This window comes from Candidatus Symbiopectobacterium sp. NZEC127, from assembly GCF_025962675.1.
Classification (GTDB): Bacteria; Pseudomonadota; Gammaproteobacteria; order Enterobacterales; family Enterobacteriaceae; genus Symbiopectobacterium.
The window spans coordinates 592,523-608,240 of the sequence record NZ_JAGFPG010000001.1 but is presented as its reverse complement, the minus strand read 5'-3'; the positions used below and the strand labels follow the sequence as shown (position 1 = coordinate 608,240).

Below are 15,718 nucleotides of genomic sequence, written 5' to 3'. Positions count from 1 at the left end.
TATTCAAAGTAAACAAATCAATCAATAATTATATCATCGTATACTTGTGGTAGTAGAGCATATTCCCCCCATCCCAAGTGTTCAAAACAAAGACCTTTCCCATTTTTATTTACAATACCATAAATTAATATAATGCGTTTACGTTTATCATCCGTTATATTTTTCTTATCCAATTGTTCCTTTGGCATTTTCAAAGATAAATCAATATATTTTTCATTCCCATCCCACTTCAACATTACTGTTGATAAAGAGTTGTATCTTTCACCTAAAAAACGTATAAACTTAATGACTCCAAAATATAATCTTGGTGTATGTGTTACATCATTTATTTCATTTATATTTTTTATTATTCTATCTAGCCTTTCTGCATTTTTTTCGCCAGGAAATACGAAATATTTATAATAATTTTTATCAAAATTACGACACATGCCAGCTACAGTTGTTATTTTAGATGGTAGTTTAAAACTCTCCCCCCGATGGCGGCCAATAGGAACATCACTTATCTCACCATCAATATCTTCAACATGATTTTGATCATAAATACCACCAGCCTCATTAGGAATCTCAGGGGGATCTTTCATAAAAGAGTCAATAATAGCCAACTCTTCGTCTTCAATCGCTTTTTTAGCATCTTCTTCTGTTTTATACTGCTTTCCGATTGCTGTTTTTGCCCGGAGGCCACAAGGAATAGAGATAAAAGATGGTAGGTGCGCAAAACTAGGGTTTCTACCGTCCGTTGCTTTATCTTTATTTTGAGGTCGTCTTGATAACGGAGTAGAACATTCTGGACAAAATATATGATGCCTCATTTCCATGGTAAATTCGCTAGGCAACACTCGCCTTCCAGTTGCCTTTAACTCAGGTACTGAATCGCGACCAAACTCCCAATTAGAATGATAGAAGGCAAATTTTATTCTAAAGGTACTCTCATCTTCCATTTGCATACCTCACAGATAAGAATTTTCTTTTCCTCTATAACTTAATATATCCTGAAATACAATTAGTTAGATCATGATTTAAAGAAGTTACCAAATGTCATATAAATGGCTTGCAACAAAGCTTCTTCTTTTTCCCCCACTCGCCAGTCATAAGGTACCCGTCCATCGATCACATCGTGACAAGACGAACAGCCATACACCGCCCAGAAGTCATCCCCTTTATACCCCATGCCATGTGTCGGGCTGGGCAGATGACACAATACTGTCGTTTCTGGATTGCCGTTACAGATGCCCGGGATCTGCAAGGTACAAGCCCGCCCACGGGCAGACTCACGTAACGCTTTGCTTCGGAATGCAGGAGATTTTCTTATCATAATCAAAAACCCATCAGTTGGCTAACAGCTTGTTCCATTTCATATTGATCGGCAAAATGCTGGCTCAGGGTTTCATTCCAGATCACACCAAACACACCGTGATACACCTTGTCGAACTTCTCCTGACTCAGGTTGGCGAAGGCAATGCTCCAGCGCTGTTTTAGCGTGCCGCCGTCCGGGTTCGGTGCCAGGTCGTAGAAATCTGCTTTGATCATGACGTGATTCAGATAGGCATCCTTGGTTTTCACTGCCTCGGCATCAAAGCGCCGCTGACGTTCGCCAGCGACTTCCCCTAATACCTGATCGGCAATTTCTTTCGTCACGTTGCTGTAAAGTGCCGGGTCGCCTGCAACTTGTGCCAGACGTTTTGCTACCCGGTGCGCAATCCACTCCTCCGGGGCGCTGACAAATGCCCAATCCGGCTCCCAATAGGAAAAGCCCAGATCGAGCAACGCCCAGAATTTGCGGTGATGTTTGAGGTTGCGTCGGTCTCCCACCGGCGTCAGTGCGATCGGAGTGCCGATCGGCACCCCTTTCATCGTTTCCTTGTCGTGGTCAGTGGCGTACTTGATGCCGCCGCCGGGCAGCAGAACGCCCAGCGCTTCGGTTTTGTGTTTTTTGGACGATTTGGCTCGGGTAGCAGTTGTCATGCGGCTTCTCTCCTTGCAAAGCGTTCAGCCTCACGACGAATCTGCGCCAAAAACGCTTCGCCCTGTGCCAATAGCTGATCCCGCTCGATATAGCCCATCGCTGGACCACGCCAGGTTTTATCAAATACTGCGATTGCAGCACCAAAACCTGCACTGCTTGCGGTCTGAGACGCGTCTTTTGGCTTAAACCAGGTTGGCAACTCGAAACTGATTCGCCCACGGATAAACGCAATATGATCCGCCAGCTCAGGCCACCAGACTTCCGAGGTCGCTGATTTGATGAAAAAGACATAGCGCCCACCGCGTTCGCGCATTGCCATCGCGTGATCGATGATGTGACGCATGCCGGTGATGTACAGCCCTTCATGCTGTTTAGCGCGGGAATATGGCGGGTTGGCGAATGCTGCACCGTTCAACTCAGCCAGGCGAGCGGACCAGTCTTGCGCCAGCGCGTTATCTTCGGCGGTGTAATACGCGGGACATTTGGCATTTTCGCCGTCACTGAACAGGTCCAGCACCAACGGACCGAACATGGCATTAACGCCCCAGAAAATAGCGTCGGGAGTGCGCCACTGATCGCCAACGTCCTTTAATTCGTGGACAACCTCCGCCTTATAGGCGCTCAGTGCTTGTACGTACTCCGTTTGGGAAAAGTCAGTCATTCGACAACCTCCCCAACCAGCACATGCCGCACACCATCATGCGTGGGCGCAGAAACAATCCCTTGTGCCTCCATCGTTTCAATTAGCCGGGCAGCACGGTTGTAGCCGATGCGAAAATGACGCTGGAGCCCTGATATCGTTGTGCGGCCAGTTGATTGCACAAACTTTGCAGCCTCTGCGTAAAGGGGATCAGCGCACTGCTCATCTTCGCTTTGCGGATTAGGTTCAGCCGACACCGTGGAAGTTCTTTGACTCTCCCCACCCAGCGCCGCAACCAAATCGGTAATCAGCGCAGCGACTTCGCCCACCAGCAGCACAAAATCCGCATCAAAGCGCGCGATAGCATCTTCGCGATCGATGTCGTTATTCTGCTCGAGCACCGTATCGGAGAATTTCAGCTTTTTCAGGCTGCCGTCATCGCTCAACACAAAGCTGATGCGCTCGCGCCATTCCAGTGCCAATTTTGTTACCAGCTTACCTGCCGCCAGATGCCCGGCAATTTCGTCGGTAACCAGATCCTGATGCTTACTGCGCAAAATACCGCCTTCTTCCAGCACCGCTTTCAGTTCCGCTTCGTCCTGTAATGCAAACCCTGCCGGTGCCTTGCCGTTGCGTACCCATTCGGTAATCGTTAACTCGATCGGGCTCTCCAGCGTCAGTGGCACAACCGGTAGAGAGCCGATAGATTTGCGCAGCAGCGCCAACGCGTCTTCGGCCTTTTTGGCACTGGATGCATCCACCACGATTAGCCCAGCCCCTGCGTTAATCCAGATCTGGGTGGTATGGTATTTACTGAACGCGCGCGGAAGTAGAGTCTGGATAACGTCGTCTTTCAGCGTGTCCTTCTCGGTTTTTTTCAGCTTGCGATGTTGTGCCGCCTCCAGCTTTTCCACTCTCGCCGCCAGTTCACGGGCAATCACCGGTGCTGGCAGTATTTTCTCTTCACGCTGCAACGTGAGAAGAATCTGCCCGTTAGCCTGATGAGTTAACTCGCTATAACCTTCCCCCAGCGGTGATACCCAACCAGTTTTGGTTCTGTCTTGGCTGCCACAGGGCATAAACGCGAATGCCGCCAGTTGGTCCGGCAACGTGTCGAATGCGATATCGCGGGTCAGGCGATAAATCAGCGCATTTTTGAAATTCATGGTCATTGGTTAGTCCTCATTGGTCGTTGTATTTCCCCGGGAGTGACGCGCCCGGATCGCGTTTAAAAATTCCTGTCCTTTTGCATCGGTCTTTGCCGTAGCGATGCCCTGCTCAGTCCCTATGGTTGGCGGTCGTCGTAAATCGGCAAGTTGCGTCTTCGGGGCTGGAATGGGCTGCCCCGCCAAAATTTTCTTTTCCCACTGCTTCAACAGGCGCTCGGCCACTTTGCGCAGCTCACCTGCGGTGTGGTTGTACTGGAGCATGGCGCGGCGCATATCCGTCACCAGCCAGAACATGATCGGTGCCGACCAGGGAAAGCATTCTGGTGTTGCGTAGAATCCGCGTTGGGCGCTGTAGTGCTGAAATTCCGCCATCACCGACTCAAGATCCGGCAACCCTGCCAGTTGGCTACTGCCTTCACGACACCAGGCGATGAACTGGCCTGGCGATGGCAAAAATGGACTCTCACTCAGGCGCGCTCGCTGCAATCCCATCTGGATCAGCGCTGGGCTGTTGATGCCGTTCTCCGCAAATGCTCGCGTCCACTGCTGGCGCAACTCGTCAAGTTCGGCTTGCGTCTTGATATGCGCGTTAACCGCTGGAAAAATCACCCGCAGTTGCTGAAACAGGCCGTTGAATAGCTGGCGTACATTGGCATCCGGTTCAAAGCAGATTGCGTTTTGCTGTGGTGCCGACATCGCCGCCAGCGCTGCGCCGTTACGGTTACCGATATGTCGCTGGATTGACTGAATCCCTTTCATATCAGCCCTCCCAACCCGTCAGCCCAATCGGTACTATCCCAATCGAGCTCTTCACGATGCTGCTTACCGATCTGGTTTGTACGCTGGATTTTCAGCGTGCCCCATTGCACCCGCAGCTTTCCGGGGCTCAGGATGTTGCTTTGCCAGAATTCATGCGTATTTGCCCAACGGAAGGCTTCGCAGATTTCCCTGTGTGTAAGCCCGTCCTGTTGCCGCATCAGGCGGATGGTGTTAGCCCATTCAGGCCAGTTGGGCGTTTTCGCAGAGGCGTCCAAGGTCAGAATTTTTTCGTGCATCCAGACGGCGGCTTTGACATCTTCAAATGTTCCCCATGCTTTCCCTGCTGGTGTGAAGATCACCGCGTCTGGATGATGTGAGACAAACTTACTGGCTTTCGCTTTCGTCGCCTCATCCGCTTGTGAAAAACGCTGAGACGAATATTTAGAGATGATCGTTAGATCATCTCTTTGTATGTAATTAACTGCATAGAGATAGGGAATTCCGACTTCGGAATCGCCCAGTTCCATCTTCGGAATTCCCGGATTTCCATCTTCGGAATTCCCAACCGGCAATGTCGGTGGATTTTCGTCCGGTGTATTGGCGACATTTTGCTCAGGAAAAATCAGCCCTATCAGTGCCTCACCATCCAGATGGTAGTGTTTTACTGTCTTTCCACTCGGCAACTGGCGAGTCTCTGTTGTCAGAACGCCAGGCATGTGAAGCTCCAACTTTTCCACAATGCGTTGAACCTGCCGGGCGCTAAGCTCCAGCTCTTCACCTAATTCGCTGTGCTCTTTGTAAAACCAGCCATCCGCCAGCTTGGATTTACCAGACCAGAAAATTAGCTGCCCAAGCACCATGGCCAGTTGTGCCGCTTGTTGTTCACCCTTGAGCGAAAAGAACCGCAGTAATGGCCTCGGGATAACAAGGCTATTACGTTGGCCAGTCAATTCACTGACGATGTTAAAGATTCTGCTCATGGCGTCCCTCTCGATCTTGCGGATGAAGGACATCCGCGAAGTGCCAACGCAGCTTGCTTAAGTCGCGCAACATTCAAGTAATACAGATTCGCAGCATTGCGATTTCCATCTCGCATACCCTGACGCAAGAGCCATCCAGATTTTTCCAACTCAGCAAGGGCGCCATAAATGGTGCTCTCACCTGCCCCAAGTTGCCGTGCGACTGTCTCAATCTCGATTTGGCATACACCCTCGTCATTCGAGTAATCCGCCAGCCGCGCCATGATCATCAACTTGGTCCCTTTGATGCCGGAGGCCGCGCAGGCCTCCCATACGTGGCCCAGTAACTTGCTACTCATACATCAAGCCTCGTGAAATGCTGCTGTACCTGCCACAACGGGCGCGCGCATGGATGCTCATATCCGGGGCGCATAAAGATCACCCGCTTGGTGGCGGGTTCGTACCCCGTGACATGCACAATCACGCCGTTTCTATCCCGGTAGCGGCGGTCAAGCTGTTTGGTTATTTCCATGGTTCACCGCCGCGATCGTTTCCCCGCTCACTTGCTGACGCGAATAAAACGCTCGCGTCACCTGGGGCAAAGCCCCTGTGATTGCCAGACGCCGGGCTTCTTCCCCGGCAATATCCAACTTGTCACCAACGATGCTGGCGATCAGGTCTACGCTTTGCGTGGTGCTGATGTGGGATTCAGGCGTTTTTCTCATCGTGATGCCCTCCCCGGCAACGGCGGCAACCAATCGGGGATAGGCAATCCAGCGGCGGTCAGTTCTCGATACACATGAGCAAGCATTTCAGGGGATTCGGCGAACATTGCCAGAAAGCCACGGATCGCGGCGGTGTTGGTTTCAACGGCAGGATTGGACGACATGGCGCCAGCGACACTTTTGATGGTGGCGGCTTCGCTTTCCGTCCAGCGGGTTTTGATCTGGTCTTCCCGCACTACATGGAACGGCAATCCATTTTTGCCCACCCGTTTGCGGGAAAGTAACTCTTTGCGCACGCCAGAGGCGATCGCAGCCCCTGCCGTGTCACCGGCAGGTCGATGTATTGTGGTCATTGGTCGGTCCTCAGTTTTACTGTTTTTCCGTTATTTCCGGCACTTGGTCAGGGTGCGGAAACAGGTGTGGTAGATCGGGCCGCAACTGATAGCCCTGCACCACGCCGTTGGTTGCGGTAACAACCGCTTGTACATTTTCGGGTGCCACCTTTGCCTTGTTGTATAACCACTTTTGGACAGCGGCTTGCGTCAACCCGCAGGCTTGGCCCAATTTACGTTGTGATCCAACAACGGCGATGGCGGTTTTGATTACTTCATTCATGGAGCCTCCGTCTATTTTGACAAATATTACAACTATAGTTTTTATTTTGTCAAAACTATATTCGTTTGATGAATGACAACCGTAGTTGTAAATTGAAGGTATGAAAACGACACTCGCAGAAAGACTAAAAAGCGCCAGAACATCACTGGGGATCAGCCAAAAGGCACTCGGTGAAAAAATCGGTGTATCGCAAGCCGCCATCCAGAAGATTGAAACCGGAAAAGCGGCGCAAACGACACGACTGGTTGAATTGGCTAACATTCTCAACGTTCGCCCTGAGTGGCTTGCCACGGGTGAAGAACCCATGCGCGCGCCAGAATCCAATATCCCACATGAATCACAGTGGGGTTCGGTGGCATCGTGGGACAGTAAGACTGCGCTATCAGAGGATGAGGTAGAAGTGCCCTTTTTAAAGGATATTGAGTTCGCTTGCGGAGACGGGCGTATTCAAAGTGAGGACCATAACGGTTTTAAATTGCGCTTTTCCAAATCAACGCTGCGTAAAGTCGGCGCAAGTACGGATGGTTCTGGCGTGCTGTGCTTTCCAGTTACCGGTGATAGCATGGAACCCATCATTCCTGATGGCACCACCGTGGCAGTGGACACCACCAACAAGCGCATTGTTGACGGTAAGCTTTACGCCATCGCCCAAGAAGGTGGCGGCAACGATAAGTTGAAGCGCATCAAGCAACTTTACCGCAAACCGGGTGGGCTATTGGTGATACACAGCTTTAACCGCGATGCAGATGAAGAAGCCTATGAGTCAGATGTTGAAATCATTGGGCGGGTGTTTTGGTATTCGGTGTTGATCTAATTTCCATTATTCCGAATTGCAATTATATGAATAACCACATCTGCTAGCGCGGTAGCAAGGATCAAAAAGTGAACAAGAATATTTGTATAGAGTAGACACGAAGCTGCCTGTGGATGGGACTGGCCACTGTGAGCGAGAAACTGACGTACTGTAGTTTCACCAATTTCGCCTGTTATTTAGATACCTTAATCCCGGTGCCATTATGAACATACTTCAATTATGCGCTTATTACAGTATTGATGCTGGTGGCGCTGCTTTACATTAGAAGCATTAAATTACGTCTTGATGAGAATTTTATGAAAATCTTTACTGAATACCAAACTCTAATAGTAAATTATATATTCTAAGGGGCATATATGAGTAAAGCATTCCTTTCACACTCATGGGCTGATAAAGAATTTGTCAGATCGGTTGCACATGATTTAGGAAGACAGTATTGTGTATTTGATGAGCAAATGTTTGATACTTCGGAAAGCTTTAAAGACTCAATTGAAAAGTATTTATCAGATAGCTCTATTTTCGTATTTTTTGCTAGCAAGGCGTCGCTTGATAGCATATGGGTAGATTTTGAAATTACGGAAGCCAGATATCAAACCTTATTAAAAAACATCCAAAAAGCAATGGTTTTCATTATTAATTCAGAAGTAAAACCTGAAGATTTACCTCCATGGTTGGCCCGTGCCAAAGTATTATCTACTAATATTCCAAAAGTAGCATCTAGAGAAATAAGATATCAAATTGATAGAAATATAATGGTTACTCATAAACCATATTTTGAGGGGCGCACTGCTGATCTTGAGAAGTTTCAAATTATGATGACGCCTATAGGATTACCTGCCCCTAAGGTAGCCTCTATATATGGACTCCCACATATAGGCCGTCGAACTTTTTTGACCCATGCAGCAAATCTTACACTATCTTTTAACAGATTATTACCTATAACAGTCTCTGATGGAGATGAGTTAGTTGATGTTGCTGTAAAACTTTCCACTCAGTTAGAGCCATATTCAACGAAAGATGGTTTTGAATATATCATTAAAACGATCAGAGCTGAAACCGAAAGTAAATTAATTGAAAGGATAATAAATCTTTTAAACACTGCCATAACTAATAAAGAACTACCAACGTTGATAGATGATGGTGGTCTCTTTACATCAGATGGCTATCATAGGGAACCGATACGTACAATTTTAACAAGTATAACATCAAAAAATGAAATATATTTATTTATTATAACCAACAGAAAAACTAATGAATTAGAAAATTCATTATATTTAAAACCATTATTAACAGATCATGTTAAACGTTTGGTATCAAAAGTAGCATCTGATGCCGAAATTAACTTAACATCAGTTCAAATCTCAGAGCTAAGTGAGTATATAAATGGTTTTCCACCATCTGTTCATTATGCAGTTCAATTAATAAAAACATATGGGATAAGTGCATTACTGGCTGATAAATATAAACTTGTTCAATTTAAAGTTTCTTTTTTTGTTGATTTTTTGGCCAAGCATGTTTTTGATTCAACTGACAAAAAAATCCTGAACATGTTAGGGAAATATAGCCCTATACCTATAGATATTATAGCTGATGTAGTGGACATGGACACTGATCAGGTTGCACGCAGTATAATTAAATTAATTGAGCACTCATTGGTTATATTCAATGATAACAGCTTATATGCAATTTCAGAGCCTATTGCAGACGCAGTAATTAGTTTATTCCGCGAAGAAGAAGATGTTGACCATATAGCCACTTACAATTCTTTGAAAAAACATCTGGACTCTCAAAATGAGGAGTTGCCTAGATTAGATTTAATGAGATTATTATTTAAAGCAGCCGCAAGAAGCGGGCAACCATTAGACGAAATATTTCATATGTCAAATGATTTAATAAAACTTGCTGAAGACCATTACCATAATCGAGACTACAAGCAATGTATCCGATTTGCTGAGTTATCTCTCGCAGAGGTTCCTAATAATGAAAGTTCTACAGAGTTGCTTATTAGAAGCTTAATACAAGATGAGCAATGGGAACCCGCATTAAAGAATATCGAGATTTATTCTCGCTATGCAGTTAAAAGAAATATAGCGTTCCTTCGTGGTTTTTATCATAGAAAAAGAGGTGAGCTGGGTGATGCGATAAATTCATTCCTTGAATCTGAGAGAAGTGGGCACAGAGGTGTTGCTGTTAAACGGGAACTAGCTATGTGTTACTACTTGAATAATCAGATTCCAGAAGCCAAAAGCTATGTTTTAGATGCAATGTCTCGTAACGAAACAAAATATGTCGTTGATCTATTTATTCAGATTTCCACACGTGAAGGCGATGAACCACGGGCTAGAGAAGGGTTGATTAAACTTGAACAACTTGATACAAGTTCCTTTGTACAACATAGATTATCAACCGTTGAATTAAGGTTTGGAAACGTACCAGCAGCGTTGAGTGCTGCCCAAAAAGCTTTATCATCTTTTAAAGGAGAACGACCAACTTTTGGAATCCTATCCCAATTAGCAACTTGTTACACTAGAACAGGAGCATTTCCGGAAGCAGAGGAGATTATAAATCGTTTATCCAGACAATTTGACAATAAGAAAAACGATATAAGGTTAGGTTTAGAGTGCCGCTTGGAAATAGAAAAAGGACGTTATTCTTTAGCACTAGAAATCCTTTCGCGCATAAAAAATAAAAATTTATTAGTTTACAAGGCTATGGAGCGAGATGCGCTAGCTGGGGAGTTGAAAGTGAGTTCATTAACAGATCAACAAAGAATCGCATATATTGAAAACCTTTCGAGACTTAACTCTGAACTCGATTCCAAAGATGTAGTAAACTCATGGATGGAGTTGATGAACTAATATCAGGCAAGGAGGGTTTAGCATACTCTTTAAACCCTCTTACCTTTTTTACTACTAATTTAACTACTGGTTTTATTAATGTTGGCGTAAGTGATCTGCTCCCTATGAACTAGTACTCCATGATAATAGAAATGTCTGATTGTTGGCATAAAATCAACTATGAAATTAAGTTTAGCCTAAAGCTGCTAACGAATCTTTTCAGGTATAAATCATACAAGTAATTTTTGATACCCTCTGCATATCTTTCACCAATCCCATTATGGATATCTATCCGAAAATTCAATTTCATCTTATGCAATTTGTGCGTTTTCTAACCTCACACCAACATCCACGTCTAACACAACCATTACACTTGCAATAAAAAAACCAAAGATGTTGACATAAAAACAACTATAGTTTTTAATTGACATATCCCAACCGGGATCGCTCTTTAACAATCAGGTTAAGTTGCACACACCAACGGTCTGCATGTACCGGTGCGACGGCTACGGCTAAACCATGCTTATCACCTGTGCGTCTTTGCGAGGGCACAGCGGTGATAAATCAGATCATGACCCCGAGTAATAATTCAGCGGTCTAGGGCATTCCATGCGTTTTACAGTGCTGGGAAAACGAAACTCAACCTTACAGGTCGGGCAAAAATGCGTATCTTGAACCGTCGTAGACCCTTCCATTTGAAGGATCGATTTTACCGATTTCTCATAGCAGGCGGGACATATGTAATGAAGGGGTGCGTCTGGCTTCTTCGCCGGATCTACTCGATAGACATATGTACCCGAAACAACCTCACAAAGAAGGTAGCAGGATTTTTCTGCATTCCATTGCTCACGCTGTTTTTTATCATCTTCCAGCTCAATGATGCGTTGCTTCGCAGATGCCAGTAAGTCTTTAAGATCTATCTGCTGAGACTGTACATCTAAAATTTTATTCAGTAGATCAATGGTTTTTTCTTTTACCTGGTAATCCACGGTAAGTTGATGAACCTCTTTCGCCGCATCTAACGCTGACTTAACAGCTCCTGTAGTGCTTGAAACAGCGCCAGATATTCTCGATAGCAAACCATTATCTTCTGACATCATCGAATCCTTACTTGTTGTGGCGACATCAAGGATAGCACGGCCGGGCGTGCCTAAATATCCCGGAAACAGACTGACCACTGAGGACTGACCATGACCAAACCACGTAAAAAACGCCGTTCCGCGAACCTGCGTCAATGCGTAGAAAACATCCAGCGCATCACCCAACGTAAAAGCGACCGTGTTAGTAAAGCAGTGCTTGTTACCGTTCGCTGCAAACCGATACCGGATATGCCCAAAACGCCAGGCCGCTCAGCAAAACAAACGCCTGAAGGCACAGAGCCAGATCGCTACGTTGGCTATACCGCCGTCGGTCGCCAGAAGGTGCGCGGCAGTAGCACTATCCCGCGCGGCGTGTACTGAATATTTCATCTAAGCTCACTTCGGTGAGCTTTTTTTTCACCTAAAAAACGAGTTTTACGCCTCACCAGGGCATCCATCGGCCACCTTCGGGTGGCCTTTTTATTTCTATCCACTGAGGACTTACCAATGACCATCAACATGACCCCCGTTAAATCATCCCAGATCCACAGCATCGGCCACGATGCGGCAACTAACACGCTGGCTATCCGTTTCAACGGGCGCAATAACTCGCCGGGCAGCCTGTATCACTACAGCAACGTAAACGCGGAGGATTTCGCCGCGTTCTCTGGTGCCGACTCGGTTGGCTCTCACTTCTACCGCAACATCAAACCGCATACCGATCGCTTCCCCTATGAGCGCATCAACGAAGAACAGCAATAAGCGGCTTTTCTCCCTGCGTCCGTTTCGGCGGGCGCAGGCGTGAAGCCACTGACAATGAGGCAGAAATGAACGACAGCAACTATCAGCGAATGGTTGAAGAGATTCTGGAGGAGTACGAAACCACATTGGCGCAGAGCCAGGAGGAGCGGCAAAAACTGGAGGAACGCATTGCCTATCTGCGCCGCGCATCTGGACTTACTGGCGACATGAAAACCATCGTCAGTAAGCGTTGCTATGTGGCGGGCACCGATAATCGCCCGGTGGATACGCTCGTCGCGTCCCCTAAAACTGAAAGTTACCTACTCACCATACAGGAAGAAATCTTCCGGCGTGTCGCCGTGATTGAGCGCGCGATAGAGTTATCAGGTTTAAGCACAAGCGCCTGAAAGAGAAAAGCCCCAGCTTGCGCCGGGGCTATCCCGGTTGTGCAGCGACCAAACCGCACAACCTTTGAGGACTGACCAATGACCATAAAGGCCACCGGTTAGTTGATCGGGGACCAACCCGATCGCTAAGGAGAATACCATGCCAACAGGTTCCGTTAAACACATCCAATACCAACATCGCGTTGGTAGCCACAATATTCGCCACTATCCGCAGCATAAACACGGCTTGATGTTCCCGCTCGTTATCGTGCTAGCCGCGTTTTCTGCCCTGTCACTGATTCTGTAATAAGGACTGACCATGACCACCAGCAACACCCTAGCCACGTCGGCACTGCCGCCGGCGGTGATAAATCTGGGTATCGATGAGCCCACCTGGAACGCGCTGAAAAACAGCATCTACCCGGGAGCCAAAGATGACTCCGTTGTGATGGCGGTGAGCTATTGCCGTGCGCGCAATCTGGATCCGCTGATGAAGCCGGTTCACCTGGTGCCAATGAACGTCAAAGATTCGCAAACCGGTAAAAATGAATGGCGCGATGTAGTGATGCCCGGCGTTGGCCTGTACCGCATCCAAGCCGATCGGTCTGGCAGTTACGCGGGTGCTAAAGAGCCAGAATATGGCCCAGACGTTACCCAGACCTTGGATGGCGTCGAGATCACCTTCCCCTCCTGGTGCAAATACACCGTTTTCAAACGCCTCGCTGATGGCACCATCGTAGAGTTCAGCGCGAAAGAGTATTGGCTCGAGAATTACGCCACCGCCGGGCGCGACAGCCGCGCACCAAATGCCATGTGGAAAAAGCGCCCCTACGGACAATTAGGTAAGTGCTCTGAGAGTCAGGCCTTACGCAAAGGCTGGCCGGAGATCGGGCAGCAGCCCACCGCCGAAGAAATGGAAGGCAAAGATCTGGATTTTGGCGAGATAAAAGATGTCACGCCTAAAGCCGCAGCCACACCTGAGCCGCCAGCGATTGCCTATTACCCGCCAGAACGCTTTGCAGCCAACCTGGAAGCCTGGCAGAAACTGATGGAAAGCGGCAAGAAAACCGCGCAGCAGATCATCGCCACCGCCAGCAGCAAATACACCCTTTCAGAAGAACAAATCCTCGCCATCCGCGATTTGGAGCCAATTCAATGATCCTCGAGAATATCCAGCAAGGTACAGACGCCTGGCACGCACTACGTGCCAAACACTTCACCGCCAGTGAAGCGCCGGTGATGATGGCAGTCTCCAGCAAAATGCGCCGTGATGAGTTGCTGCGCATGAAGGCCACTGGCAGCGAGCGTGAGGTAAGCGATTGGGTGCAAACCCATCTGTTTGATAAAGGGCATGCGCAGGAAGCCTCGGCGCGCACTATCGTCGAAACAATGATCGGTGATGAGTTATTCCCCGCTACCGCCGTTGATGACGATGATCGTCTGCTGGCCTCGTTCGACGGCATCACCATGACCGAAGAAACGTTGTTCGAGCATAAAATGTGGAATGCCACGCTGGCCGAACATGTTCGTAATCAGGATCTGCCACCGGAATATTACTGGCAGTTGGAACAGCAGTTGCTGGTTAGCGGTGCACAACGCGTCATTTTCGTGGTATCCGATGGCACAGAAGATAATTTCGTTTGGATGGAGTACCGCGCGGTAACTGGCCGCGCCGATGCCCTTCTCGCGGGTTGGCAGCAATTCGAAACCGATTTGCAAAACTACGCGGCCCCTGTGATTGCTGAGTTGCCTCATGCCAAGGCGATCGCGCGTCTCCCTGCCCTCCTGGTTGAAATCGAGGGGACTGTGAAGCAATCCAACCTCGCGGTCTATGAGGGACAGGCACTGGCCTTTATTCGTGCCATTAACACCTCGTTGACTACCGATCAGGATTTCGCCGATGCCGAGGAGACGGTTAAATTCTGCGAAAAAGCAGAAAAAGAATTGGACCTGATCAAGCAGCAAGCACTGTCCCAAACTGAGCAGATCGACCGCCTGTTTCGCACCATCGACACGCTACGCGAAGAAATGCGCGGTAAACGTTTGGAACTTACCCGCCTGGTCAAATCTCGCAAGGACGAGATTCGCGCTGAGATCATCAGCAAGGCCAAAGCCGATTTGGAGCAACATATCACTGCACTCAATGCCGAGTTGGTCACCGTGCGTTTGCCTAGCATCCCAGCGGATTTTGTCAGCGCCATCAAGGGCAAGAAAACGCTGGTTTCGCTGCACAGTGCGGCAAATGATGAACTGGCGCGGGCAAAAATTGAAGCCAATCAGTTAGCTGAAAAATATCAGCAAAACCTCGCTTTGTTTGACACAGTTCCGACTGAGTATCGTAGCCTTTTTGCCGATCTGAATCTCATCATCGGTAACGACAGCGAGCACCTGAAGTTACTGATCGATCAACGCATCACGCAGCAAAAACGCATTGATGAGGAACGGCTACAGGCACAGGCACAGGCACAGGCACAGGCACAGGCACAGGCACAGCAGGCAACCGAACCAGATGCAACACCGCAAACAGCACGCGCACCGTTATATCCGGCAGGAACAATCACATGGCCGGAAAAATTAGGAGAAAAGCCTCCTACAGCCACTGCACAGCCTGACTTTAATGCGCTGTTGGAGTCGTTATCGGCAGACCTCACCAAAGCCCAGATCAAAATCGCCAATGGCATCGCCAAGAAACTCTTATCCGCCGTAGCTAACAACCAGATCCGCGTATTCTCGCTCCGATAATCCCCAATTCAGGAAATACTTTATGACCACCGCAACAACCGTCGCCGACGTGTTGGAGTCATCCCTGCGCCTCGTTCGGGCGCAGATTGCTCTAGAAATATTGAAAACTTCTGGCATCACTCAACACGCGGTCAGCACTTTGCTTTTTGACATCATACCTGGCATGCCTGAAACGTTAGTCAAACGCGTTAAAGGATTCTTGCTTGTCACCGCTCGCAGGGTGCCTACCAACTGCATGGGGTCAGCAAAGGATTGGGAACAGCAACAAAAACGTAGCGAGGCCGCCTAA

General features: G+C 48.0%; 21 protein-coding genes and 2 pseudogenes. 9 read left to right on the top strand and 14 right to left on the bottom strand.

Annotated features, from left to right (window positions below; translation table 11 throughout):
- Window positions 1-17: 17 nt before the first annotated feature.
- The 13 genes and pseudogenes from J5069_RS02845 to J5069_RS02785 all read right to left on the bottom strand — a co-directional run bounded on the left by J5069_RS02845 (window position 18) and on the right by J5069_RS02785 (window position 6,830).
- Window positions 18-938 carry a hypothetical protein gene (locus J5069_RS02845; RefSeq protein WP_264642422.1) on the bottom strand — a complete coding sequence of 307 codons (921 nt, stop codon included), beginning with the start codon at window positions 936-938 and terminating at the stop codon, window positions 18-20.
- A gap of 71 nt (window positions 939-1,009) precedes the next feature.
- The gene (locus tag J5069_RS02840; RefSeq protein WP_264643709.1) at window positions 1,010-1,309 is read right to left on the bottom strand and encodes a DUF1364 domain-containing protein; all 300 of its coding nucleotides are present in this window, start codon (window positions 1,307-1,309) and stop codon (window positions 1,010-1,012) included.
- Between the two features lie 5 nt (window positions 1,310-1,314).
- On the bottom strand, window positions 1,315-1,962 hold the full coding sequence (locus tag J5069_RS02835) for a DUF1367 family protein (RefSeq protein ID WP_264642421.1): 648 nt from the start codon (window positions 1,960-1,962) through the stop codon (window positions 1,315-1,317).
- A complete protein-coding gene (locus J5069_RS02830) occupies window positions 1,959-2,624 on the bottom strand; it encodes a phage N-6-adenine-methyltransferase (protein ID WP_264642420.1) in 666 nt (221 codons plus the stop codon). The genes J5069_RS02835 and J5069_RS02830 overlap by 4 nt, the downstream gene beginning before the upstream one ends.
- The gene (locus tag J5069_RS02825; RefSeq protein WP_264643708.1) at window positions 2,621-2,860 is read right to left on the bottom strand and encodes a DNA translocase FtsK; all 240 of its coding nucleotides are present in this window, start codon (window positions 2,858-2,860) and stop codon (window positions 2,621-2,623) included. The genes J5069_RS02830 and J5069_RS02825 overlap by 4 nt, the downstream gene beginning before the upstream one ends.
- A gap of 9 nt (window positions 2,861-2,869) precedes the next feature.
- A pseudogene (gene rdgC / locus J5069_RS02820) lies at window positions 2,870-3,769 on the bottom strand (recombination-associated protein RdgC); the annotation flags it as partial.
- A gap of 9 nt (window positions 3,770-3,778) precedes the next feature.
- Window positions 3,779-4,531 (bottom strand): replication protein P, encoded by a 753-nt coding sequence (locus tag J5069_RS02815; protein ID WP_264642419.1) that lies wholly within the window; start codon window positions 4,529-4,531, stop codon window positions 3,779-3,781.
- Window positions 4,528-5,511: a replication protein 15 gene (locus tag J5069_RS02810; protein WP_264642418.1), complete on the bottom strand. Its 984-nt coding sequence runs from the start codon at window positions 5,509-5,511 to the stop codon at window positions 4,528-4,530. The genes J5069_RS02815 and J5069_RS02810 overlap by 4 nt, the downstream gene beginning before the upstream one ends.
- A gap of 47 nt (window positions 5,512-5,558) precedes the next feature.
- A pseudogene (locus J5069_RS02805) lies at window positions 5,559-5,849 on the bottom strand (helix-turn-helix domain-containing protein); the annotation flags it as partial.
- The gene (locus J5069_RS02800) at window positions 5,846-6,022 is read right to left on the bottom strand and encodes a DUF4222 domain-containing protein (RefSeq protein WP_264642417.1); all 177 of its coding nucleotides are present in this window, start codon (window positions 6,020-6,022) and stop codon (window positions 5,846-5,848) included. The gene J5069_RS02800 and the pseudogene J5069_RS02805, both read right to left, overlap by 4 nt.
- Window positions 6,000-6,215, bottom strand: a complete 216-nt coding sequence (locus J5069_RS02795; RefSeq protein WP_264642416.1) for a hypothetical protein — start codon at window positions 6,213-6,215, stop codon at window positions 6,000-6,002. Before J5069_RS02795 ends, J5069_RS02800 begins: the two co-directional genes overlap by 23 nt.
- Complete coding sequence (locus J5069_RS02790; RefSeq protein WP_264642415.1) at window positions 6,212-6,568, bottom strand: hypothetical protein; 357 nt, start codon at window positions 6,566-6,568, stop codon at window positions 6,212-6,214. Before J5069_RS02790 ends, J5069_RS02795 begins: the two co-directional genes overlap by 4 nt.
- Window positions 6,569-6,584: 16 nt before the next feature.
- Complete coding sequence (locus J5069_RS02785) at window positions 6,585-6,830, bottom strand: transcriptional regulator (protein ID WP_264642414.1); 246 nt, start codon at window positions 6,828-6,830, stop codon at window positions 6,585-6,587.
- Between the two features lie 100 nt (window positions 6,831-6,930).
- On the opposite strand from J5069_RS02785, the gene J5069_RS02780 reads away from it, so the two are divergent.
- Window positions 6,931-7,644: an XRE family transcriptional regulator gene (locus J5069_RS02780; RefSeq protein WP_264642413.1), complete on the top strand. Its 714-nt coding sequence runs from the start codon at window positions 6,931-6,933 to the stop codon at window positions 7,642-7,644.
- 356 nt (window positions 7,645-8,000) lie between these two features.
- On the top strand, window positions 8,001-10,502 hold the full coding sequence (locus tag J5069_RS02775; protein WP_264642412.1) for a toll/interleukin-1 receptor domain-containing protein: 2,502 nt from the start codon (window positions 8,001-8,003) through the stop codon (window positions 10,500-10,502).
- Window positions 10,503-11,050: 548 nt separating this feature from the next.
- Here J5069_RS02775 and J5069_RS02770 read toward each other — a convergent pair.
- Window positions 11,051-11,581: a hypothetical protein gene (locus tag J5069_RS02770; protein ID WP_264642411.1), complete on the bottom strand. Its 531-nt coding sequence runs from the start codon at window positions 11,579-11,581 to the stop codon at window positions 11,051-11,053.
- Between the two features lie 90 nt (window positions 11,582-11,671).
- On the opposite strand from J5069_RS02770, the gene J5069_RS02765 reads away from it, so the two are divergent.
- The 7 genes from J5069_RS02765 (at window position 11,672) to J5069_RS02735 (ending at window position 15,718) form a co-directional block, all read left to right on the top strand.
- On the top strand, window positions 11,672-11,941 hold the full coding sequence (locus J5069_RS02765; protein WP_264642410.1) for a hypothetical protein: 270 nt from the start codon (window positions 11,672-11,674) through the stop codon (window positions 11,939-11,941).
- Between the two features lie 126 nt (window positions 11,942-12,067).
- Window positions 12,068-12,322 carry a KTSC domain-containing protein gene (locus J5069_RS02760; protein WP_264642409.1) on the top strand — a complete coding sequence of 85 codons (255 nt, stop codon included), beginning with the start codon at window positions 12,068-12,070 and terminating at the stop codon, window positions 12,320-12,322.
- 65 nt (window positions 12,323-12,387) lie between these two features.
- Entirely contained in the window at window positions 12,388-12,708 is a 321-nt protein-coding gene (locus tag J5069_RS02755; protein ID WP_264642408.1) for a hypothetical protein, read from the top strand.
- 139 nt (window positions 12,709-12,847) lie between these two features.
- Window positions 12,848-12,994, top strand: coding sequence for a hypothetical protein (locus J5069_RS02750; protein ID WP_264642407.1), 147 nt, complete (start codon window positions 12,848-12,850; stop codon window positions 12,992-12,994).
- Between the two features lie 12 nt (window positions 12,995-13,006).
- Entirely contained in the window at window positions 13,007-13,846 is an 840-nt protein-coding gene (bet, locus tag J5069_RS02745; protein ID WP_319801655.1) for a phage recombination protein Bet, read from the top strand.
- Window positions 13,843-15,429, top strand: a complete 1,587-nt coding sequence (locus J5069_RS02740; protein WP_264642406.1) for a YqaJ viral recombinase family protein — start codon at window positions 13,843-13,845, stop codon at window positions 15,427-15,429. The genes bet and J5069_RS02740 overlap by 4 nt, the downstream gene beginning before the upstream one ends.
- Window positions 15,430-15,451: 22 nt before the next feature.
- Window positions 15,452-15,718 carry a hypothetical protein gene (locus J5069_RS02735; RefSeq protein ID WP_264642405.1) on the top strand — a complete coding sequence of 89 codons (267 nt, stop codon included), beginning with the start codon at window positions 15,452-15,454 and terminating at the stop codon, window positions 15,716-15,718.